The organism is Mesorhizobium oxytropidicola (assembly GCF_056174625.1).
This window is the reverse complement of the sequence record NZ_CM149692.1, coordinates 2,699,350-2,719,386: the sequence shown is the minus strand read 5'-3', so window position 1 is coordinate 2,719,386 and position 20,037 is coordinate 2,699,350. Positions and strand designations below refer to the sequence as shown.

18 protein-coding genes and 4 pseudogenes are annotated in these 20,037 nt (G+C 63.0%); 10 read left to right on the top strand and 12 right to left on the bottom strand.

From position 1 onward, the window contains the following. Positions 1-20: 20 nt before the first annotated feature. Positions 21-770, bottom strand: a complete 750-nt coding sequence (locus AC0V8S_RS13495; RefSeq protein WP_475437967.1) for a DUF4142 domain-containing protein — start codon at positions 768-770, stop codon at positions 21-23. A gap of 24 nt (positions 771-794) precedes the next feature. Between AC0V8S_RS13495 and AC0V8S_RS13490 the strand changes: the two genes are divergently transcribed. Beyond that, positions 795-1,040 (top strand): hypothetical protein, encoded by a 246-nt coding sequence (locus AC0V8S_RS13490; RefSeq protein WP_183462160.1) that lies wholly within the window; start codon positions 795-797, stop codon positions 1,038-1,040. Positions 1,041-1,081: 41 nt separating this feature from the next. Here AC0V8S_RS13490 and AC0V8S_RS13485 read toward each other — a convergent pair whose 3' ends face one another. Then, positions 1,082-1,972, bottom strand: a complete 891-nt coding sequence (locus AC0V8S_RS13485) for an NmrA/HSCARG family protein (protein WP_095204228.1) — start codon at positions 1,970-1,972, stop codon at positions 1,082-1,084. Between the two features lie 103 nt (positions 1,973-2,075). On the opposite strand from AC0V8S_RS13485, the gene AC0V8S_RS13480 reads away from it, so the two are divergent. Further along, positions 2,076-2,966, top strand: coding sequence for a LysR family transcriptional regulator (locus AC0V8S_RS13480; RefSeq protein WP_475437966.1), 891 nt, complete (start codon positions 2,076-2,078; stop codon positions 2,964-2,966). A 95-nt stretch (positions 2,967-3,061) separates the two neighbouring features. Here AC0V8S_RS13480 and AC0V8S_RS13475 read toward each other — a convergent pair whose 3' ends face one another. Further along, positions 3,062-5,500, bottom strand: coding sequence for a GcvT family protein (locus AC0V8S_RS13475; RefSeq protein ID WP_475437965.1), 2,439 nt, complete (start codon positions 5,498-5,500; stop codon positions 3,062-3,064). Positions 5,501-5,606: 106 nt separating this feature from the next. Between AC0V8S_RS13475 and AC0V8S_RS13470 the strand changes: the two genes are divergently transcribed. The 3 genes from AC0V8S_RS13470 (at position 5,607) to AC0V8S_RS13460 (ending at position 7,888) form a co-directional block, all read left to right on the top strand. Beyond that, positions 5,607-6,110 carry a nuclear transport factor 2 family protein gene (locus AC0V8S_RS13470; protein ID WP_475437964.1) on the top strand — a complete coding sequence of 168 codons (504 nt, stop codon included), beginning with the start codon at positions 5,607-5,609 and terminating at the stop codon, positions 6,108-6,110. Positions 6,111-6,211: 101 nt separating this feature from the next. Then, entirely contained in the window at positions 6,212-7,144 is a 933-nt protein-coding gene (locus AC0V8S_RS13465) for an NAD(P)-dependent alcohol dehydrogenase (protein WP_475437963.1), read from the top strand. A gap of 45 nt (positions 7,145-7,189) precedes the next feature. After that, positions 7,190-7,888, top strand: a complete 699-nt coding sequence (locus tag AC0V8S_RS13460; RefSeq protein WP_475437962.1) for a helix-turn-helix transcriptional regulator — start codon at positions 7,190-7,192, stop codon at positions 7,886-7,888. A gap of 43 nt (positions 7,889-7,931) precedes the next feature. On the opposite strand, the gene AC0V8S_RS13455 is transcribed toward AC0V8S_RS13460, so the two are convergent. Both AC0V8S_RS13455 and AC0V8S_RS13450 read right to left on the bottom strand, forming a co-directional pair. Further along, positions 7,932-8,228: an HlyU family transcriptional regulator gene (locus AC0V8S_RS13455; protein WP_183462170.1), complete on the bottom strand. Its 297-nt coding sequence runs from the start codon at positions 8,226-8,228 to the stop codon at positions 7,932-7,934. A gap of 47 nt (positions 8,229-8,275) precedes the next feature. Next, positions 8,276-8,917, bottom strand: coding sequence for a TetR/AcrR family transcriptional regulator (locus AC0V8S_RS13450; protein WP_183462172.1), 642 nt, complete (start codon positions 8,915-8,917; stop codon positions 8,276-8,278). 179 nt (positions 8,918-9,096) lie between these two features. On the opposite strand from AC0V8S_RS13450, the pseudogene AC0V8S_RS13445 reads away from it, so the two are divergent. From AC0V8S_RS13445 to AC0V8S_RS13435, 3 genes and pseudogenes are all read left to right on the top strand, one after another. Beyond that, a pseudogene (locus AC0V8S_RS13445) lies at positions 9,097-9,408 on the top strand (PspA/IM30 family protein); the annotation flags it as partial. Positions 9,409-9,499: 91 nt separating this feature from the next. Continuing rightward, entirely contained in the window at positions 9,500-9,772 is a 273-nt protein-coding gene (locus AC0V8S_RS13440; protein WP_475438775.1) for a hypothetical protein, read from the top strand. 61 nt (positions 9,773-9,833) lie between these two features. Continuing rightward, positions 9,834-10,094 (top strand): YiaA/YiaB family inner membrane protein, encoded by a 261-nt coding sequence (locus tag AC0V8S_RS13435; protein ID WP_023779112.1) that lies wholly within the window; start codon positions 9,834-9,836, stop codon positions 10,092-10,094. A 606-nt stretch (positions 10,095-10,700) separates the two neighbouring features. On the opposite strand, the gene AC0V8S_RS13430 is transcribed toward AC0V8S_RS13435, so the two are convergent. Beyond that, positions 10,701-11,381 carry a PadR family transcriptional regulator gene (locus AC0V8S_RS13430; protein WP_475437961.1) on the bottom strand — a complete coding sequence of 227 codons (681 nt, stop codon included), beginning with the start codon at positions 11,379-11,381 and terminating at the stop codon, positions 10,701-10,703. A 272-nt stretch (positions 11,382-11,653) separates the two neighbouring features. Between AC0V8S_RS13430 and AC0V8S_RS13425 the strand changes: the two are divergent. Further along, positions 11,654-11,912 (top strand): annotated as a pseudogene (locus AC0V8S_RS13425) (DUF2798 domain-containing protein). Positions 11,913-11,967: 55 nt separating this feature from the next. On the opposite strand, the gene AC0V8S_RS13420 reads toward AC0V8S_RS13425, so the two are convergent. From AC0V8S_RS13420 to AC0V8S_RS13405, 4 genes and pseudogenes are all read right to left on the bottom strand, one after another. Continuing rightward, positions 11,968-12,360 carry a thiol-disulfide oxidoreductase DCC family protein gene (locus tag AC0V8S_RS13420; protein WP_475437960.1) on the bottom strand — a complete coding sequence of 131 codons (393 nt, stop codon included), beginning with the start codon at positions 12,358-12,360 and terminating at the stop codon, positions 11,968-11,970. Between the two features lie 13 nt (positions 12,361-12,373). Further along, positions 12,374-13,431: pseudogene (locus AC0V8S_RS13415) on the bottom strand (DMT family transporter). 23 nt (positions 13,432-13,454) lie between these two features. Further along, positions 13,455-13,676: a putative hemolysin gene (locus AC0V8S_RS13410; RefSeq protein WP_475437959.1), complete on the bottom strand. Its 222-nt coding sequence runs from the start codon at positions 13,674-13,676 to the stop codon at positions 13,455-13,457. Between the two features lie 155 nt (positions 13,677-13,831). Continuing rightward, on the bottom strand, positions 13,832-14,125 hold the full coding sequence (locus AC0V8S_RS13405) for a GYD domain-containing protein (RefSeq protein WP_183462185.1): 294 nt from the start codon (positions 14,123-14,125) through the stop codon (positions 13,832-13,834). Between the two features lie 250 nt (positions 14,126-14,375). Here AC0V8S_RS13405 and AC0V8S_RS13400 point away from each other — a divergent pair, with 250 nt between their 5' ends. Beyond that, positions 14,376-15,431, top strand: coding sequence for a TauD/TfdA family dioxygenase (locus AC0V8S_RS13400; RefSeq protein ID WP_183462187.1), 1,056 nt, complete (start codon positions 14,376-14,378; stop codon positions 15,429-15,431). 99 nt (positions 15,432-15,530) lie between these two features. On the opposite strand, the pseudogene rpoD reads toward AC0V8S_RS13400, so the two are convergent. Both rpoD and dnaG read right to left on the bottom strand, forming a co-directional pair. Continuing rightward, positions 15,531-17,556: pseudogene (gene rpoD / locus AC0V8S_RS13395) on the bottom strand (RNA polymerase sigma factor RpoD). Positions 17,557-17,976: 420 nt separating this feature from the next. Continuing rightward, positions 17,977-19,914, bottom strand: a complete 1,938-nt coding sequence (gene dnaG, locus AC0V8S_RS13390) for a DNA primase (protein ID WP_475437958.1) — start codon at positions 19,912-19,914, stop codon at positions 17,977-17,979. Positions 19,915-20,037: the final 123 nt, after the last annotated feature.

Genomic DNA, 20,037 nt, shown 5'->3' with positions numbered 1-20,037 from the left:
TGATCTCCTGGATTTCAGTTTCAGTTGACGCCGGCAACGACGTTGCCCTTGTAGTCCAGCGCCACGGTGGTGTTCTTGCCGTCCTTGTTGGCCTGGCCGCGCCAGATGCCCTGGTCGTCCTTGGTCAGCTTCGACACATCGGCGAAGCCGGCATCCTGGATGCGGCCCTTGGCCTGGTCTTCGGTGAAGCTGTTGGCCCCGGGAAGCGGAGGCATGGGGTCGGGTGCGCCGCCGACCGTGTTCTTGGGCGTCTGCGAATCCGAGGACTGGGTGCCCATGGTCGCCGCGATCTTCTCGATCATCTCCTGGTGCATCTTGAGCGTCGGCACCGTCTGCTGGGCGAACGTCTTCAGCTCCGCGTTGTCGCCGTCCTTGGCGTAGCTCTCGAACAGCTTCACGGCATCGGTGTGCGCGTCGCGCTGCAACTGGACGTAGGGGCCGTCGATCGGATCCTTGCCGTTCTGCAGAGTGTCGACATCACCCTTGAGCTTGGCATCCAGTTCCTTGGGAACCGTCAGCTTCTGCTCGCCGGCGATCGTCTCCAGCTTCGCGTTGGCGGCGCCGTGATCGTCGATCATCTTGTGGGCGAAATCCTTGACGCTTTGATCCTGCACCTTGCCTTCGGCGACCTTGCTGGAATCGACCTCGAACATGCCGCCCGCAGCGGCCTTGTTGACGAAGTCCTGCGCGCTGTCGGCGGCGAGTGCAGGCAGGGCAAAAGCCATGGCTGTAGCTGTGGCCAGTGAGGCCAGAAATAGGCGTGTTTTCATTGGGGAAGGTCCTTTCATGCACACATGTGCTGGGGACCTAACCTGCGCCAGTCGGCTTTGTTCCGGACGGTCAGAGATAATCTGGCGGGACCGGCCGCGAACCGTGTCGGCGGTGATTTCGGGCGGCGGCTGGTCAAAGACTATGCCTGCGAGGCAGCAGCCATCGCCAAGAGGGTCAATGCCCCGCGCCGGCACTCGGCAACGCCCGCCACCGGAGAGCGGGTGCGCCGGCTGCCACTGCGCGATCTGGAGTATTCGCTGGCGGTTTGAGGGATTGATCCAGGCATTGTAGAGCCAGCCGGCTTTACTCCTCAGCTCGCCGCCGTCTCTATCGCCTGCGAACCAGCGATTGCTGAGGCGAAGTCGCGATATGGGCGCAGTGGGCGGCCCAGAAGCGCAGTCAGGCGCTCGACGTCGCCGTCCTCAGGCAACATCCCTTCGGTGAAGAAGCGCTCGCCCATCAGGCGCATGTCGTAGGCCATCCAGGCGGGCAGGAACTGCTTCAGATTCTGCTCAAAGCCCTCTGCATTATCGCCGCCGTAATGGATCGGGCGGGCGAGCACGTCAGACCAGATGGCGGCGATATCCGTCCCAGTCAGTGTCTGCGGACCGACGAGGTTGATCCGGTCGAGCGCAAGCGGCTCTGCGGACTGCTCGCGGCGCAGCAGCTCAAGGGCGGCGATCTCGGCGATATCACGGACGTCAATCATGGCGAGACCCTTGGCGCCGATCGGCATTGGGTAGGTGCCGTAGCCGGTGATGGCGTCTTCGATCATCAGATCGTTCTGGATGAAGTAGGCCGGGCGCAAGATCGTAGCCTTGAAGTCCATCTGCTCGATCATTCGCTCGACGGCGAACTTGCCCGCGAAATGTGGCACGTTCACATAGACGTCAGCGTGGATCACCGACAGATAGACGATGCGCTCGATGCCGGCCGACCGGGCGACGTTGAGCGCGATCAACGCTTGGGTGAATTCGTCCGGTACCACGGCGTTCAAGAGGAACAGGGTTGAAACGCCTGACATGGCTTTGCGCAGCGAATCGACATCGAGAAAGTCGCCTTGCACGACGGATACACCTGCCGGGAAGCTGGCTTTCGACGGATCGCGGACGAGAGCACGGACATCAGCGTCGTGCCTGACGAGGTGTTCGACGACTTGGCGGCCAATATTGCCGGTGGCGCCGGTAACGAGAATGGTCATGAAATTTCTCCTGTTGGGTTGCTTGACACCTCCAATATGTGTGGCTCACTGAGAGCCCAATAGACGGAAATTTTAGACGCACCGTCTCACTGGTGGAACACCCATGGATCTTCTTGCGCTCGCCGATTTCAATCTCGTTGCCCGCCATGGTGGCTTCGGCAAAGCGGCAAGGGCCACCGGCCGGCCCAAGGCAACGCTGTCCCGGCGCGTTGCAGAGTTGGAAAGCAGTCTTGATCTGCGCCTGTTTGAACGCGGTGCGCGTAACCTGAAGCTCACCGAAGAAGGACGGGCGCTGTTCGAGCGGACGGGAGCGTTGCTTGCCGAATTGGACGAGACGACTTCGGCGATTGCCTCGGGCGCCCAGAGACCCAAGGGGAGATTACGGATCAGCGCACCTTTACATTTTTCGCAGACCGCAATGGGAAGGATCGCCGCGGGCTTTGCCCTTAAGTACCCGGAGGTGAAGCTTGAAGTGACGACTGAGGACCGGCCTGTCGACATGATCGAGGAAGGCTACGATCTGGTAATCCGGGTCAATCCAGATCCCGACGAAAGCCTGGTCGGACGGGCGTTTCTCCGCGACCGCCTGATCGTTGTGGCGAGCCCCGATCTTCCTCGCAGCACCGGTGAGCGCGCCGCGCCCGGCGTTGCGCGCGGGGCAGGCGAACTGCAAACATGGCACGTGAAGACACAAGGTGGCCGGTCAACAATTACAATCGAGCCGGTTCTCGTTTTGTCGACGCTCATCATGGTTAGGGATGCCGTGCGAGCCGGCGTCGGTGCAGGACGTCTTCCCATTTCGTTGGTGAGCCACGACTTGGCTGACGGCACACTGGTGAATTGGGGGGATATTGACGGTCCCGAAATCTCGATTTGGACGCTCTACCCATCGCGGCGGCTGCTCAGCGCGCGAGTGTCGGCGTTCTTGGACTTTCTAAAACAGGCTTTCCCAAATGGGACGCCGGACGAACTCGCCGCCTACATTGGCAGGTGATGACCGAAGCCGCTTTCGGGCACCGACAGCCCTATGCAAAAAACAATGGAAGCTGCAAGCGTGCCCTCAATACCTTTGCTAACGTCTGCTGCGCGCTACATCCGCGCCCTGGCCGAGGTGGGGTCATATGGCGAATCCGCGATGACTTCAGCGGTCTTCCATTCCCCCAGTATGGCGACGTCGAGCTTGGTGCCGGGCGTGCCGAGACGTTCGGGCAACAGCGCCAGCGCCACATCATGTCCGAGCGTATAGCCATAGCCGCCCGACGTGATGCGCCCGACCAGTTCGCCATTGAGGTAAAGGCCCTCGGAAGCGAGCGTGCTGGCGCCGTCGGTCTCGATCCTGAGCGTCACCGACCGGCGCTGGTCATTTTTGTCCTTGTATTTCAGGACCGCGTCGCGACCGATGAAGTCACCCTTGTCGAGGCGGATGAAGCGCTCGAGCCCGCTCTCCAGCGCGTTGAGCTCCGGGTTCATGTCGCGGTACATGGCGCGGTAGGATTTCTCCAGCCGCAACGATTCCAGCGCATGCAGCCCGACGAGCCGCAGGCCGTGCTTCTCGCCCTCTCCGAGGATCGCGTCGAGCAATTGCCGCTGGTAGGCCATGGGATGATAGAGTTCCCAGCCGAGCTCGCCTTCATAGTTGACGCGCAGCAGCCGCACGTCGCTGGCAAGGGCCACGCTGCCGGTCTTCACGCCGAACCAGGGAAAGGCCGCGTTCGACAGATCGATCTCGGTCAGCGGTTGCAGAACCTCGCGTGCCTTCGGCCCGACGATGGTGAAGCAGCCGCGCTCGTTGGTGACGTTCCTCAGGCTGACGCTGCCGTCGGCGGGAAGCAGTTTTGACAGATCGTCGAAATTCCAGCGTTCGGCGCGCGGCGTCGAGATGAGATAGAAACTGTCTTCGCCAAGCCGCGCCACCATATATTCGGCCTGCACGCCGCCGCCAGCGGTGAGGTGATGCGCCAGCACGGCCCGGCCGGCCGCCGGCAGGCGATTGGCGAGGATCCTGTCGAGCCATAAGGCCGCGCCCGGCCCCGACACCTCGAACTTGGTCATCGGCGTCATCTCGACCAGGCCGACGGCGTTGCGCACCGCCTGCACCTCCTCGCCGACGAACACGCCTTTGGCGGTCCAGCGCCAGCTGTACTGGTCCTTGGCCTCGACGCCCCTGGGCGCGAACCAATTGGGCATCTCCCAGCCGTTGAGCACACCCCAGACCGCACCCAGTTCGGTCAGCCGCGCGTAGGATGGCGCGGTCTTCTGTGGGCGGGCGGAGGGCATGTCCTGCCCCGGATATTTCTGCTCCGCATGCGTGCCCCAGGCCTCGCGGACCTTCTCGCGCGTCCAGGCCTTGTTGGCGTAGTCGCCGAAGCGGCGCGGGTCGAGATCCGAGGTGTCGAGGCTGTTGGTGCCCTCGACGATCCGCTCCGACAGATAGTAGCCGATCGTGCCGCCCCACAATATGCCGCCCGGCACACCCTCGGCGAGCCACACATTGCGCAGGCCCCAGGCCGGTCCCATCAAGGGAAGCTCGTCCGCCGTCATCTGGAAGGGGCCGCGGACATTGGCCTTGATCCCGGCGCGTCCCAGTGCCGGCACAAGCTGCGTCGCCCGCTCCCAGTTCCATGACACCGCCTCGAAATCCTCTTCGACGAGATCGGCGCCGAACCAGGCGGGAACGCCGTCCTCGGCGAACAGTTTGAGGTGTTCGGTGCGCTCATAGGGCCCGAACATGAAGCCGTCGCCCTCCTCGCGCAGATAGCCTTCAAAACCCTCGTCGCGCAGGATCGGCATTTCCGCGCGTCCCTGCTTTTTGCGCTCCACGATCTCCGGCACCGGCTCGGTGATCCAGTACTGATGCAGGATCGGGATGGCGGGGATGTCGAGGCCGAGCAGCGCGCCGGTCTGGCGTGCGTAATTACCGGTCGCGCAGACCACATGCTCGCAGATGATGTCGCCCTTGTTGGTCGCGACCCGCCATTCGCCGCTTGCGGTCCGCTGAAAGCCGCTGACCTCGGTGTTGAGATAGATCTTGGCGCCCAGATCCCGCGCGCCTTTGGCCATGGCATGGGTCACGTCGGCCGGCGCGATATGGCCGTCATCGGGATGATAGAGCGCGCCCAGCATATGCTTGTTGTCGAGAAGCGGGCACAGCGCCCTCGCCTCCGCCGGCGACAGCAAATGTGCCCGCATGCCCTGGACGTCGGCGACGCTCATATAGCTTTTGTATTCGTCGAGCCGGTCCCTGGAATTGGCGATCCGCAACTGGCCGCATTTGTGCCATCCGACAGGCTGCCCGGTCTCGGCCTCGAGCCCTTCATAGATCTCGATGGTCTTGTTGATCATCCGGCCGATATTGATGTTGCGGGCATAGGACGGGACGAGGCCGGCCGCGTGCCATGTGGAGCCGGCGGTCAGCTGCGTGCGTTCGAGCAGCGCGACGTCGGTCCAGCCGCGCTTTGCTAGGCCATAAAGAATGCCCGCGCCAACACACCCGCCACCGACAACCACCACCCGCGCATGCGTCTGCATCGACCCACCAAATCCCCAGTCATTTCCACTCTGTAGCGTCGAAGCTACAGGCGGCGAAAGACCGTGTAACGTCTTCAAAAACTAGGGGTGATGATAAGCTGGATTTATGCAGGCGGTGCCTGGCCGCCCGTTCCTGTCGCGCCGTCTGGTGCTCGCAGTGCATCATGCTGACAAAATCTGTCACTGCCTTGTTCTATATGCCGGTCATCGACATCAAACAAAGGAACGAACGATGACTGGAACAAACGGCAAGGCCCTGACGATCGCGCAGGCCTATTTCGACGCCATGGCCAACAAGGACGTGGAGCAGATCTCCTCCATTTCTGCTGAGGACGTGGTTTGTATTTCTCCGTTGGGAGAGCTTCAGGGCGTGCAGGCATTCCGCGGCTTTCAGGAAGGCTTCGCCTCGATGATCAAGACGCTGACGCTGCTCGCAGCCTTCGGCGATGATGACCACGCCGTCATTGTCTACAATGCCGAAACCTACCCCGTCCCGAGCGCGGTTGTCGCCGAGCACGTCGTCATCAAGGACGGCAGGATCGCGTCGACCACCGTGATCTACGACGGCACGCCCTTCGCCGAACATCTGAAAACGGTTCAACCGCACTGAGCCGCGCCGGCAGACGGAAGTCCCCAATGACTACCAGCGCCCTTGAGACCGAACGGCCGAGCAGCTTGGCCGAGGTGATCTCCATCCCTGAGAGACGAGTTATGAAACGCATCCAATATGACCGCTATGGCGGCCCGGACTTGATGAAGCTCGAGAATTTCGAGCTTCGCGCGCCGGGCAAAAGCGAGGTTGCCGTCAAGGTCCACTTCGCGGCCATCAATCCCATCGACTGGAAAGTGCGCAACGGCGCGCTGAAGATGGTGACGGGGAAAACATTCCCTCGTGCCCTGGGCAGCGATTTTTCGGGAACCGTCACTTCGGTCGGTCCCGGCGTCTCGCGCGTCAAGGTCGGCGATGCCGTGTTTGGCCTCGCGCCGATCAAGGATGGCGGTGCGATCGGCGAAGCCGTGATCGTGCCGGAAACCTTCCTTGCCAAGATGCCTAATTCGATCTCCTTCGAGGAGGCGGCGTGCCTTGCCACGCCCGGCATCACCGCCTGGAATGGTCTCGTCGACAAGGCGCAGTTGACGGCAGGCAAGCACGTCCTCATCAACGGCAGCACTGGCGCCGTCGGCGAGTCGGCGGTTCAAATCGCCCGCATGCTCGGTGCAACAGTCTCCGGAAGTTGCAGCGCGGAAGCGATGCAAAGGGCGCGCGACCTCGGCGTTCAGACCGTCTTCGATTATCGCAAGACGGACCTTTCGAAGATCAGCAACCGCTACGACGTCGTCTATGATACCGCCGGCACGATGACCGTCGCCGTCGGTCTCGGCCTGCTGCGCAAGCGTGGTTTCTATCTCGACATCAACCCGACGCCGGCCAAGTTCATCCGCGCGCTGTTCAACCGGCACCTGAAGCCGATCATCTGCACGGCGAGAGCCGACATTCTCGACAATCTCGCCCGCGCGGCGGGCGAAGGGGCACTCAAGCTGCCGGTGGTGGAAATCGTTCGTCTTCAGGATGCGATTGCGCTGGTGACCGCCCTTGAATCCGGCCGCAGACTCGGCGGAAAAGGCTTGGTGTCCATGGCTTGACAGCCTGCTGCCAAAGTTTGGCACGGTGTGTGCTAGGATAGTCCGATGTCCAAGAGCAACCGGCTTTTCGAACTTATGCAGATGCTGCGCCGGCACCAACGCCCGGTGCCGGGCACCGAGCTTGCGCGCGAAGCCGGGGTTTCCTTGCGGACCATCTACCGTGACATCGCCGCCTTGCAGGCTTTGGGCGCTCAGATCGAAGGCGAGCCGGGCTTTGGCTACATCCTAAAGCCCGGCTTCCTGCTGCCGCCGCTGATGTTCACCGAGGAAGAAATGCACGCGCTCACGCTTGGCGCCCAATGGGTAAGCCGGCAGACCGATCCTGGCCTCGCGCGCGCCGCAGAAAACCTGCTTGGCAAGATCGGGGCGGTGCTGCCTGTCGAGCTGCGCCCCACACTGAATGAGAACGCCTTCCATGTCGGCCGTGCGCCAGCCCATGCGAACGAGATCGATTTGCAGATCGTGCGCCAGGCGATGCGCGAGCAGCGCAAGCTTCTCATAAGCTATCGTGACCCCAAGGGACCCGCGACCGAGCGGATCATCTGGCCAATCATGCTTGGCTTTGTCGAGACGAAACGCTTCGTCGCCGGCTGGTGCGAGTTGCGGCAGGACTTTCGGCTGTTCCGCACGGACCGGATTGGCCGAGCTGAGTTACAGGCCGGCCGCTACCCGGGGCGCCGCCGTGATCTGGCCAAGCAATGGCGGGTCAAGGTTGATGGCGAAAACGCAAAACTATCCGGCTGAAGTGAACATCCATTCCTTGCGGCGGACTGTTCGACCCAGCGCCCTACCCGAAAATCCGCTCGCCCTGTTCATCCACCAGCTGGATGCCCTTCTTGATCGAGATGTCGACGGCGTCGTCGAGGCCGGCGAAGCGGTCGGCGCGGATGAATTTGTGTTCCTTCATCACGCCGTCGATCTCCTTGGAGACGATTCCGCAGGTCTGGTACTGGCCGTCGGCCTTGTAGGGCGTGGCGCTGATCAGGAAACCCTTGTGCTCGACCTGCTTGGCGGGTGCCGCACTTTTGGGCTCGGCCGCTTCACCACTGCTGCCACCGCCGAATAGACGTTTCAGAAAAGACATCGCTCAAATCTCCTTGTTCGCCCTGCAAACCGCGGTCCGTTCGCGATTCACGACGTTTTCGTCCCAGCATGCGCGAATGTGCCGCCGCGTTCCAGCCCCCTGATGAAGACCGCGACCAGCAGCTCGATCTGCTGGTCGATCTCGTCGGCCTGCCGGCGCACGGATCTGGCCGCATAGCCGCTGGTGACGATGCCATGCACGCTTGACCACAGCGTGCGCGCGGCGATCCGGCGCGTGTCGTCGTCGAGGTCGAAGTCGCCGCCGGCGAGCACCTGGGCAATGATCTCGAACAGCTGGTCGAGCCGCGCCTCATACGCGTCCGGCTCGGCCAGCGTCGGACGCCGCCTGTTGAAGGCGAGCAGTGCCGGCCAGCTGCCGGGATGCGCCTCGACAAAACGGACATACGCGTCGGCCAGCGCCAGCAGGCGCTGGCGCACATCGGTAGTGCCGCGCTTGGAAAGATCGGCCATCGCCGCTGCCCCTGCCGCACCCAGCCGGTCGAGCAGCCGCATGTTGACGGCACGGTGCACCCCGTCGAGATCGGAAAACAGGTTGTAGACCGAACCGACCGAGATGCCCGCCTGCTCGGCTATGGTCCTGGCCTTCAGATTGTCCATGCCGCCCTCGTTGAGCAGCACCTCGGCAATCGCCAGCACCCGCTCGCCCGTCTCTTCCCTGTCCAGTGCCATATCAATCCTTGTGAATGCGCGCGCCTTGCGCTGCACGCTGGTTCGAACCGCGATTTCCTCTTGTTTACCATACCCGGGATTTCGTGAACAGCGTTCAAAAACCTCTTGAACAATGTTCATTTCCTGTTATGTTGGCTTCGTGAACATTGTTCACGGGAACATTCGAAGGGAGAAGAACCATGCTTAGCCTGATCAGAACATTGCTCGACGGCGCCAGCGCAAGGGCCGAGGACGGCCTCAAGGATCGCTTCGCCATCGACCTTCTGGCGCAGCGCATCCGCGACGCCGAGGCGGGCCTTGCCGCCGCCAAGCAGACGCTTGCTTCGCTGATCGTTCGCCAGCGTGCCGAGCAGGCCGGTCTCGACCAGCTCGAACGCCGCCATGCCGATCTCGAAAGCCGCACGCTCAGCGCGCTCGCCGCCGGTAACAACGGGCTCGCCGAAAGTGGTGCCGCGGCCATCGCCGAGCTGGAGAATGAACGCGAGGTCCGTCGCGCCACCGTGCAGAACCTTGGCGAAAAGACCTTGCGGATGCGCGTTTCGGTGGAGCGGGCGCAGCCGCATCATCGACCTCAACCAGGGCATGATCTCGGCCCGGGCCATCGATGCCGAGCGCAAGGCACAGTCACGCCTGGTCAGGTCGATCGGCAATTCTGGAAGCCTCAACGACGCCGAGGAGCTCTTGGCCCGCATCAAGGGAGCCAGCGACCCCTTCGAGGAGGCCGGCATCCTCGACGAGATCGACGGCGAACTGCGTCACGAAGCGATCCGCGACCGCCTTGCCGACGCCGGTCACGGCCCGGCGGTGAAGGTGCGCGCCAGGGACGTGCTCGAGCGCCTCAAGACCATCAACTGAAACCTGCTTTCGAACCTGACTTCCATCCAATCCAACATCATCGAACCAACGGAGAACTCCAATGAACGCCAATCAGACCTACATCATGTTCAACACCGCCTCGGTCGGTGCCGCCTATTTCATGCTCGGCCTGTCGCTGTGGCTGGCGCCTGTCGACCTCGCGACGAAGGGTTACTGGGCCATGGGCATCCTGCTCTTGACCGGCAGCCTGGTGAACCTGGTCAAGTACCGCACCGACGAACGCCTGTCGGCCGAGATGACCGCCAAGATCGAAAAGGCCCGCAACGAAAAGCTGATCAGCGAATATGTCGGCAAGGAATGATGCCGGCCTGCCTTGACGCAAAAAAGCCCGGGTCTCCCCGGGCTTTTTTGTGCCTTGCAGAACTTGGGCTCCTCACCTCCCACGGGAGTGGGGGAGAGGTGGCGCGGCGAAGCCGAGACGGAGAGGGGGAATGGCTCGACCTTGAATGAGGTCTGAGAAAACTTGCCAGCGCAGCAGCCCCCTCTCCGACCGCTTCGCGGCCACCTCTCCCCCGCTTTGCGCTACGGCATGCACACATTCCGAGCGGCTGGTCTTTGGCGATAGCGTGCATGGCGGCTTGGCGCATGCATTGTCTTATGCGGCGCTGGTCGACCCCCACTCCGTCTCGGCTTCGCCGAGCCACCTCTCCCCCGATCGACGGGGTAGAGGAAAGGCGCCAAGCTTCTTTTGCCATCAACGCTCGTCCAGCAAAGCTCCCTTCCTTTCCCTCTGGAGGGGGGAAAGGTGGCGCTGCGAAGCAGCGACGGATTGGGGGAACCACGTGGCAATCAAGCCTCGCGCCGATCAGTCACGCCAGTCACAGAAGATGTGTGCATAGCGTAGCCGCTTTGCGGGGGCGAGGAACCCAGGTCTTGCTAGATCCGCGCCAGCACCCTGCTCCGCGCCTCAGCGGTGCGTCAGCGCTTCCAGCGCTTCAGCCGCGGCTTCGAGGATGGCGATCGCCTCGGCCTGCTTTTCAGCCGGGGCATCGACGATCTCGCCCAGCGCCGCGCGCAGGCGGTGACGGATGGCGCGGAATTCGTCGCGCGTTTCCGAGCGCTCGCCACGGCCACCACGGCCACCGCGCCGGTCTTCGCCATCGTCGTTCCAGCCGAACCAGTCGCGCGCCTTGGCCATCTTGCGGCCGAAGCGTTCGAGATGGTCGAGCACGCCGTCGATCATCTCGCGATTGTCGGCCAGATGCGCCTGCCCGGCCTCGGTGATGGAAAACACCTTTTTGTTGCCTTCGCTCGACGAGACGGCATAGCCGGCCTTTTCCAGGAAGGTCAGCGTCGGGTAGACCACGCCCGGGCTCGGGCTGTAGATGCCACTGGTGCGCTCCTCGAGCGCCTTGATGATGTCGTAGCCGTGGCGCGGCGCCTCGGCCAGCAGCGACAGCGTGATCAGCTTGAGGTCGCCGTCGGCCAGCATGCGGCCGGCGCGAAACATGTCGCCAGGGCCACCACGACCGCCACCACGACCGCCATGCCCGAACGGGCCGAAGCCGCCGCCCCCTCTGCCGAACTTGCCGGCCACGTGCATGAACATGCGCTCGCCGAAATGACCGCGTCCGAAATCCTTGTGCATTGATTGCTCCTTGAGTTCTATCTTACGATATATCTTAATTAGGCGTGCTCTCCCATTGAGTCAAGATATATCTTACGATGTATCGGAATGTGGCGCCAGAGGCTTGCTTTCGCCGAAACCCGCGGCTAGAAGGCGCTCGAGGGTCGATGACCGCTCCGTAAGCGTCTGACGTCAAGCAACGCATCCAACCCCGGTCCTTCCGGGCAGTTACGCCGACACCGGCGAACGGATGCCACATGCGAGCGATCGGACACTTCAGGGAAACTCCCAAAATGACTGCAAGACATCAGCGCAGGAAGCTGCCTGCGCGCTATGCCGCGATCCTCAGTCCGTTGGTGCTGTCGCTGTTGATGACCTTCATCGTCTCGTTCATCTCGACGCTGAAGAGCCTCGGCTTTCACCCCAGCCTGCCGTCCATCTGGATGACCGCCTGGGGCCTGTCCTGGCTGGTGGCGTTTCCGACGCTGCTGCTGGTGCTGCCCCATGGTGCGCCGCATCGTCGGTGCGCTATGCGAGCCGGCTGGCCGATAGAGCCGGCAGACAAGGGTCCGGAGACACCTTCCGGACCTTTGCGCCTCATCGAATGTTACCAGCCGCCCTTGCGCCGGTTCCAGGCGTAGAGCAGATCGGCGAAACGATCATAGGCAAAGCGCGTCAGCGGCAAGGCAACCGGATTGCCGAAAAGCGTGGCCAGCCAGCCCTCGCCCGGCGTCGCCTGCCATACGGCGATGGCAACATCGGCGCCGACCAGCAAGCGGCCATTCGCATCGGTGGCGTGCAACCGGCGGCGGATGTCTTCCAACGAAGCGCCGAAACGGCCAAGTGCCGCCGGCTCCAGATTGATGTCGCGAAACGCGATCCGCCCAGCCTTGACCGCTGCGATCAGCCGCCGCTTCTGCCGGCTGATGCCCGCATCGCAGACAGGGCAACGCGTGTTGTACCAAACGGTCAGTTCAGGCTTGGGTGTTTGCTTGAGCATGATCTTGGCATGCTCAGCCGTGGCCGTGACGATGATGCAGGTCCGGATAGTGCGGATGCCGGTGGCGCATCGGCGCATGCCGGTGCCAGTGCGAATGCGGCTCGCTCACCGGCCCGTCATGATCGTGCTGGTGGTGTTCGTCATGCACATGGCTGTGCTCGTGTTCCAGCGCCTCATGGTCGTGCTCATGCTCGTGGCGTTCCGACAGATGCAGCCACAGGCCGACGCCCATCAAAAACCCCGCAATCACCAGTTTGAAGGTGACCGCATCGCCCAGCATGACGATGGCCAGCAGCGCACCGATGAACGGAGCCAGCGAGTAATAGGCGCCCGTCCGCGCGGTGCCGAGATGGCGTAGCGCCAGGATGAACATCACCAGGCTGACGCCGATGCCGAGGAAGCCGACGGCCGCCGTCGCCGCGACAATGGCCATCGCGGGAAACGATGCCCCGGCAACAAGTGCCAACCCGACATTGGCCGCACCCGCCACCAGCCCTTTCAGCATGGCGATCACCACAGCGTCGGTGGCCGAAATCCGGCGCGTGAATTGTTGTCCAGCCCCCAGGCCAGGCAGGCCGCCGCCACCAGCAGGGCGCCCGGGTTGAAAGCAACGCCGCCGCCATTCCACGACAACAGCACCGCGCCCGCCAGAATGGCTAAGGCGCCAAAAAGCAGGCGCCGGTCGACATTCTCGCGGTAGACAAGCCAGGCGATCGCCATCGTCGCCAGCCCTTCCAGGTTGAGCAGCAGCGCTGAACTGGACGCCGTGTTGAGACTGAGGCCGAACATCAACAGCACCGGCGCGACGATGCCACCCATGCCGATTGCCAGCGCCAGCCAGGGAATATCCCGGGCGCCCAGCTGCGCTTCGCCGGCCGCCGCCTGCTTGCCGCGAAGCAGGCGGTAGAGAGCGAGGCCGACGCCGGCACCGAGATAGAGCAGGCCGGCCAGCATGAAGGGGTTCACGGCATCGAGCAGCAGCTTGGAAAGTGGCGGCGTCGCGCCGAACAGAACAGCCGAGCCAAGGGCGAGCGGCACGCCGGGCCAGAGATGCGAATGCGTTTCGGACATGATCTCATCCTATAGCGTGCGCGTCACTTGCCGCGCATGGCAGCCTTTGGCCCGATGCATTTGTTGTCGCGAAACAGCGCCCACTCCTCGCACAGGCGCCCTTTGGGCAACCGGCAAAACCCGTATTCATTGCCGGCCTTGTCTTTCCGGATCACCAGGCGCCCGCCGATCTCGCCGCAATGGACGGATGCCGGATTGGCCATGCCGACCGGTTTTTGCGCGGCGGCGCCGGCGGCGAACGGCATCGACGATATCAAGGCGAGGCTGGCGGCCAGATCGAGGCGTTCTTCATCGCGATCTCCCCTGGCCGCAGTCTATCATGGCGACGCGTCCTGTCCTGCGGCAAAGCGCCATCAGGCCGGCACTTGGCCGCTGCCTTCAAGGAGCCCTGTCGCTTGCTTCATCCAAGCGACGAGATGATCTCGCGGTAAGCGAATTCCGGGAAAGCCTTCAGCGTGCGTGACTTGAGGTTTCCGTTCGCGGCCAGCATCAGCGCGAAACGCGCCAGCACCGCATCATCGGGCGCTTCGACCACCGCCACCATGTCGTATTCGCCCATGGTCAGGTAGAACGCCTTGAACGACCCGCCCATGTCTCCCAGCTGCTTCCTGGCGGCGTCGAGGCGCTTGGGCGAATCGCGCACGTTCTTCGCGCCCTGCTCGGTCCAGTTCATCAGCATGATGTAGGTCGTCATGGTACGCCTCCTTCCGGAGCCACGGAGCACGGCGGCTTCGCCGGGGCGGGCATCCGGGTTGTCGCCCAGAAAATGCATCCGACGCGAAATTATCCTCCCGCGGCGAACGTCCCGCAAGGACCACCGCGCGTCGGCGCCGACCAAGGGAAAGCCGGTTTAAAAACCCGTCTGATTGCGGCAATCTCCATCTTGGCCGTCAGCCCGGGAAATCCCCAATGTCCAGAGCCGATCCGGCCCGCAGGAGAATGTCATGCGCGAGACAACAGACCTGCCGCCGGACCGGGTCGACATTCCTGCGGCATGGATCGGCGAGGACATGGCAAAGCATTCTGAACAATGGCTGGTCGAACTGGGCTCGCGCGACGTCGCGGAACTGGAATCGGCGGCCGCCGGTTTTCTCGCCCGCTCACGCGATATCGGCAACCTGAGCAAGGCCGATTTCCCCTTACCCCGGCTTGCCGGCCATCTTTCCGCGCTTCGCCAAAAACTGATCGTCGGAATAGGCTTCGAGGTGCTGCGCGGTCTCCCGGTCGCGGGATATTCCGCTGAAATGACGGCGACGATCTTCTGCGGGATCGGCGCGCATCTGGGAAGCGCACGCTCACAGAATGCCCAGGGCCACATTCTCGGCCATGTCCGCGACATCGGCGCCGACGCCAGGGACGCCACGACACGCATCTACCAGACGGCGGAACGCCAGACGTTTCACACCGATTCCGCCGATGTCGTCGGCCTGCTCTGCCTAAGGGATGCCATGCAAGGCGGCGAGTCGCTGCTGGTCAGCACGGTGACGATCTATAACGAGATGCGCAAAAGACGGCCCGATCTGGTCCGCCTGCTGTTTGATCCGATTGCAACCGACCGGCGCGGCGAGATACCGGAAGGCGAAAAACCCTATTTCGAGATCCCGGTCCTCAACTGGCATGCGGGATTGCTGACCGGCATCTACCAGCGCCAGTACATCGACAGTGCCCAACGCTTCCCGGATGCCATGCGGCTCAGCCCCGCGCATGTCGAAGCGCTGGATCTCTTCGACAGCCTTGCCAATGATGTCAGGCTGAACCTGTCGATGCGGCTTCAGCCCGGCGACATGCAGTTCGTCTACAATCATTCGCTGCTGCACGACCGCATGGGGTTTCGCGATTGGCCAGACCCGGACAAGCGGCGCCATATGCTGCGCCTGTGGCTATCGGTTCCCGGCGACCGCCTGCTGCCTGAGTGTTTCAGGCAGCGCTACGGCTCGATCGAGATCGGCGACCGGGGCGGGATCATTGTCAAGGGGACCCGGCTGAACGTGCCGCTATAGGGCAATTCCGGAAAAGTCTGAAACGGCTTTCCGCTGACGCTTGAAACGAAAAAGGGCGCCAATCGGCGCCCTCAACTCTTCGCAGAGATAAAACTCAACTCAGCTGTCGAGGAAGCTGCGCAGCTTGCGGCTCCGGCTCGGGTGCTTGAGCTTGCGCAGCGCCTTGGCTTCGATCTGGCGGATACGCTCGCGGGTGACCGAGAACTGCTGGCCGACTTCTTCCAGCGTATGGTCGGTGTTCATGCCGATGCCGAAGCGCATGCGCAGCACGCGCTCCTCGCGTGGCGTCAGCGAGGCCAGAACGCGCGTCGTGGTCTCGCGCAGATTGGCCTGGATCGCCGCGTCGATCGGCAGGATCGCCATCTTGTCCTCGATGAAATCGCCCAGATGCGAATCCTCCTCGTCGCCGACAGGCGTTTCGAGCGAGATCGGCTCCTTGGCGATCTTCAACACCTTGCGCACTTTTTCGAGCGGCATGGCGAGCTTTTCGGCCAGTTCCTCCGGCGTCGGTTCGCGGCCGATCTCGTGCAGCATCTGGCGCGAGGTGCGCACGATCTTGTTGATCGTCTCGATCATGTGCACCGGAATGCGGATGGTGCGCGCCTGGTCGGCGATCGAACGCGTGATCGCCTGCCGGATCCACCATGTCGCGTAGGTCGAGAACTTGTAGCCACGGCGGTATTCGAACTTATCGACCGCCTTCATCAGGCCGATATTGCCTTCCTGGATCAGGTCGAGGAACTGCAGGCCGCGGTTGGTGTATTTCTTGGCGATGGAGATGACGAGGCGCAGATTCGGCCTCGACCATTTCCTTCTTGGCGATCGCGGCTTCGCGCTCGCCCTTCTGCACCTGGTTGACGATCTTGCGGAATTCCAGGATCGAGATCGCCGTTTCGGTGGCCAGGTGCTGGATCTCGGCACGCAGGTCCTTGATCGCATCCTTCTCGTTCTTGGTGAATTCCTTCCAGCCGCGCGAGGTCAGATTGCCGATCGCGCGCGTCCAGTTCGGGTCGAGCTCGGAGCCCTGATATTCCTTCAGGAACTCCTCGCGGCGCACGCCATAGCTTTCGGCCAGCCGCAAGAGCTTGCCCTCGTTCTGCACCAGGCGCTTGTTGATGTCGTAGAGCTGCTCGACCAGCGCCTCGATGCGCGCGGTGTTGAGCGAAAGCGACTTCACCGCCTTGATCAGCTGGTCCTTCAACTCCTTCAGCCGGCGGTCCTGGCTGGGCGACAACGTGCCGGCGGCGGCCAGGCGGTTCTCGACCTGCTGGTCCTGCAGCTTGCGCAGCTTCTTGTAGGTGTCGGCGATGACGTCGAGCGTCTCCATCACCTGCGGGCGCAGTTCGGCTTCCATCGCCGCCAGCGACAGGCTCGCCTCGTCCTCGTCTTCCTCGTCATCATCCCCGATGCCGCGCGTATCGGCGCCGACATTGGTGATGTCGTCTTCCTCGTCGCGTCCACGGCGCGACTTTTCCTCGGGCTTGGGCGCTTCCTCGATGCGCTCGACCACCGGCGCCTGCTTGGCTTCGGGGCCGGCATAGGTGGCTTCAAGATCGATGATCTCGCGCAGCAGGATCTTGGATTCGTTGAGCTCGTCGCGCCAGATGATGATGGCCTGGAAGGTCAGCGGGCTTTCGCACAGGCCCGCAATCATCGTCTCGCGGCCGGCCTCGATACGCTTGGCGATCGCGATTTCGCCTTCGCGCGACAGAAGCTCGACCGAGCCCATCTCGCGCAGATACATGCGCACCGGATCGTCGGTGCGGTCGGTCGGCTCTTTCTTGGTGGTGGTGGCGGCGACCGCCGTGCCGGTCTGTTCGGCCAGCTCGTTGGCGTCTTCCTCGGCATCGGCCGCGGTGTCGCCGGCCTCGGCCTCTTCACCCTGCTCGTCATCCTCGACGACGTTGATGCCCATGTCGGACAGCATCGCCATCGTGTCCTCGATCTGCTCGGAGGTCACTTCCTCGGAAGGCAGCACCGAATTCAGCTCGTCCATCGTGACATAGCCGCGCTTCTTGGCGGCCTTGATCATCTTCTTGACAGCATCATCGGAAAGGTCGAGCAGAGGGCCATCGGTGGCGCCTTCGCGTTCGGTCTCGACCTCTTCCTTTTCCTTAGTCGCCATTTTTTTTATCTTCTCCAAGCGGCTGCCATCGAAGCCGCATAAACTGTCGGACCAGTCAAAACCGGATGTGCTCGCTTAAAAACGCGCTTTCACCGGGCCGGTAGCCGCATCTACCTTGTTTGGTACACGTCGTTGCCCAAAGCTGGTTTCCCCTTTTGGGCGACATGCATTAAGTCCAGATTAACCCTGATATCTGTGGCAGGCTGCCTGCCTGTCCAGTCACCAGTACCTCACATCGCTCATTTCCCGTCGGCGCGGGTGCGGGTTAACGTTTCGAATCGTCCTGATTCCGCCATTCTGTCAGAAGGTCAAGCGCCTCTGGCATGATTCGCATGAAAAAAGCGAATCAATTACCCGACTTAGCGCGCCTTGCCCCCTAGGGAAGCCCGGCCACGCTCTCATTCCTGCATTCAGCTGCACTTAGGCTCGCCCGGCCCTGCCCGACGAAACGCCGAATCCTTCGATCAGCGCTTCCGTCGCCTGTACATCCTGAAATTGCGCCTGAATTTCGATCAGATGGCGGAAGTTTTCGTCCGAGGGATCTGCTTCGAGCGCCGCTTCCGCCTGTTTCAGTTCCTTATGTAAGGTGCGCGCGCTGCGCTGCAAGTGCAGTGCCTGGTTCAGAGCGTCGCGGGCGTCGTCGAGTGCCGCCGTCTCCAGCGCCGGCCATTGCCGCGCCCGCCGGATCAGGCCGACGGCGCGCTCCCAGATCTCGGCGCAGCCGGCGCGCTCGATCGTCGCCACCACGGCGTGGCGGTCATTAGCCGTGTCATGCGCCATCGCGTCGAGGATGGCGGCGTGCAGCCGCTGCAGATCGGAATTGGCGAGGTCGAGAAATTCGACATGGGCGAAATTCTCGTCGATCAGCGGTGGATGGTTGACCAGCGCCACGATGATCGTCGCCTCGCGCACCGACATGCCCTCGCTGCCGCGCTTGACCAGCGCCGACTGGCCGAGGCTTTCGGTGATTGCCATGCGGCCGCCACCAGGCTTGGCGAATTGTCCGCCGGGTGCGGCTGCCTTGCCCTGCTGCCCCGGTTTCCAGTCCTGGCGCCCTTGCCGCGCATCGCGCTGCGAGCCGAAGAAGCTCTTTTCCCGCTCGCGCATTTCCTGCTGGTAGTGATAGCGCGTGCTTTCGTCGCGGATGCGGCTGGTCAACTCCCGCAGCGTCTTTCCCAGTTCCGCCCGCCGTTCGGGCGTGTCGAAGACACCGCCCGCCGTCTCGCGCATCCACAACAGGTCGACCAGCGGCCGCGCATCGGCAAGCACGGCGCGGAACGCGTCCGGCCCCTCGGCTTTGACGAGGTCGTCGGGATCCTTGCCTTCCGGCAGCAGCGCGAAGCGCGCCGAGCGCCCGGCCTGCACCGAGGGCAGTGCGAGATCCGCGGCGCGCCACGCCGCCTTCAGCCCGGCTTTGTCGCCGTCGAAGCACAACATCGGCTCCGGCGCCATGCGCCAAAGCAATTCCAGCTGGTTTTCGGTAAGCGCGGTGCCGAGCGGCGCCACGACATTCTCGAAGCCGGCCTGTGCCAGCGCGATCACGTCCATGTAGCCTTCGACGGCAATGACCGTGCCGCCTTTCGCGAGCGCCTTGCGGGCACGGGCGAAATTGTAGAGCACATTGCCCTTGTGGAAGAGCTCGGTGTCGGGCGAGTTCATGTATTTGGCCAGCGCATCGGGCGCCAGCGCCCGGCCGCCAAAGGCGATGATCTTGCCGCGCGAATCCGGGATCGGAAACATGATGCGGTCGCGGAACCAGTCATAGGAGACCGGAATGTCGTCGCCATGCCGCACCAGCCCGCAGGCTTCGATATCGGCTTTCGGCACGCCTTTTGCGGCGAGATGCTCCTTCAGAGCATTGCGGCTGTCGGGCGCGAAGCCGAGCCGGAACGACTGCTGCGTCGCCGGCGTCAGCCCGCGATCCCTGAGATACGCGCGGGCTTTGGCTCCCTCCGGTCCCTGCAGCCGCTCCTGGAAGAAGACGGTCGCCATTTCCATGACGTCGGTCAGGCTGGCGCGCTCTTTCTCGCGCCGTTCCTCCCGCTCGTCGCGCACCGGCATTGGCACGCCGGCCATGTCGGCGATCTTCTCGACCGCCTCGGGAAAACTCATGCCGTCGAGTTCAGTGAAGAACTTGAAATGGTCGCCCGACACATCGCAGCCGAAACAATGGTAGCGGCCTTTCTTGTCCTCGCAGTGGAAGGACGGGCTTTTCTCGCCATGGAAGGGACAGCAGGCCCAATAGTCGCCGCGCGACGCATTGGTCTTCTTGCGATCCCACGCGACGCGTTGGCCGATAACCGATGAAATCGGCACGCGGTCGCGGATCTCGTCGAGAAAGGCGGGCGGAAAGCGCATTGAGGGAACTCGTTTCCCCACCATATAATCATGCCAGCGAAATCCGACGACCCCCAATACGGGCCATACCCGGTTTCCACAGGGCAAAAAGAAAGGCGGCCGTTGCGGGCCGCCCTTCCTTCT